Origin of the sequence: Mycobacterium asiaticum (assembly GCF_001673365.1) — a bacterium.
Taxonomy (GTDB): Bacteria; Actinomycetota; Actinomycetes; order Mycobacteriales; family Mycobacteriaceae; genus Mycobacterium; species Mycobacterium asiaticum_A.
In genome coordinates, this window is sequence record NZ_LZLS01000038.1 from 1 (window position 1) to 1,282 (window position 1,282).

General features: G+C 62.7%; 1 protein-coding gene. It reads right to left on the bottom strand.

Annotation, left to right across the window (positions count from 1 at the left end; translation table 11 throughout):
• Window positions 1–13 precede the first annotated feature (13 nt).
• Window positions 14–1,066: an IS110 family transposase gene (locus tag A5634_RS04120; protein WP_065142814.1), complete on the bottom strand. Its 1,053-nt coding sequence runs from the start codon at window positions 1,064–1,066 to the stop codon at window positions 14–16.
• Between the last annotated feature and the right edge of the window lie 216 nt (window positions 1,067–1,282).

Here is a 1,282-nt window from a genome sequence, read left to right on the forward strand (position 1 = left end):
AATAGCTCCTATGTCAAGCCGCGGCGGTTTGGGGTGGTGATTGGCGGGCCTTTTCGTCGGCGATGAGGTGGCGGTAGACGACGCGGGCGAGGTGGCGTTTGAGGCAGCGCAGGGCTTCTTTCGAAGTTTTGTTCTCGGCGGTTTTGGCTTGATAGTAGGTCTGGCCGATGCCGGGGTGGGCTCGTTGAGTGTTGGCGATGGTGTGGAGGGCCCGGTTGAGTTGTCGGTTACCGCAGCGACTGAGCCGGACCCGTCCGCAGGTGTTGCCTGACCATACCGGGATGGGAGCCACTCCGGCGTGGTTGGCGAAGGCAGCCTCGCTTTTGAACCGGGCGACCCCGGCGGTCTCACCGATAATTTTGGCCGCGGTCAGCTCGCCGCACCCAAACAGGCTCAGCAGGCTGGGGGCCACCTCACGGGTGCGGGCACCGATGCGGGTGGCCAATGCGTTGATCTCGGACGTGAGCCGGACGACATCAGCGAGTTCGGCCAGGGCCATCTCGGCCACGACCCCGGCGACGGTGAGCAACCAGTCCTGCAGCATCTCCTGATGCGTGGCCGCATCCAGTTTGCGTGATCCAGGAGCACGTTCGGGATCGAGTTCATGCACCAGCCAACGCAACCGGTTGGTCGCCGAAGTACGTTGTGTGACAAGGGTATCGCGACGATCTGTCAGCAGCTTCAACTCACGGGACACCTCGTCATGAGTGGCCCTGGGCAAATTCGGCTCACGCAACACTGCCCGTGCCACCGCCAGGGCGTCGATCGGGTCGGACTTGCCGCGAGTGCGGGTGGCCTTGCGTTCCCGGTCCATCAATTTGGTCGGAACCCGCACCACTGCCTGCCCGGTGCCCAGCAAGTCCCGCTCGAGCAGTCCCGACATGTTGCGACAATCCTCAATGCCCCACCTCACCTGGTCTCCGAACTGCTCGCGGGCCCACATCACGGCCTCACGATGCCCGGAATGGGTGGCCTTGACGGTCTTGCAGCCAAGCCAGCGACCAACCTCGTCGACAGCGACGAAGGTATGCGTGGACTTGTGTACATCGCTTCCAATGACAACCATGAAGGTTGCCTCCCATCTATCAAGAGGTGACAGTTGGGCCGGTCGGCAGACACATCTCAGTCGGGGGCGGTGCCACGCTCCTATCAAGTCACGCCGGCCGGTCCTTCACACCCGGTGCCGGCACTACTGCTCCAAGCCAACCTTTACGGCGACAGACGCAAAAAGAGCCAAACACCGAGTGATCTAGACCCAACCACCGCAACGCGGCAAAGTCAC

Coding starts and splice junctions, on each gene's coding strand:
- A5634_RS04120 (WP_065142814.1), bottom strand. CDS start 1,066: ATGGTTGTCATTGGAAGCGATGTACACAAGTCCACGCATACCTTCGTC.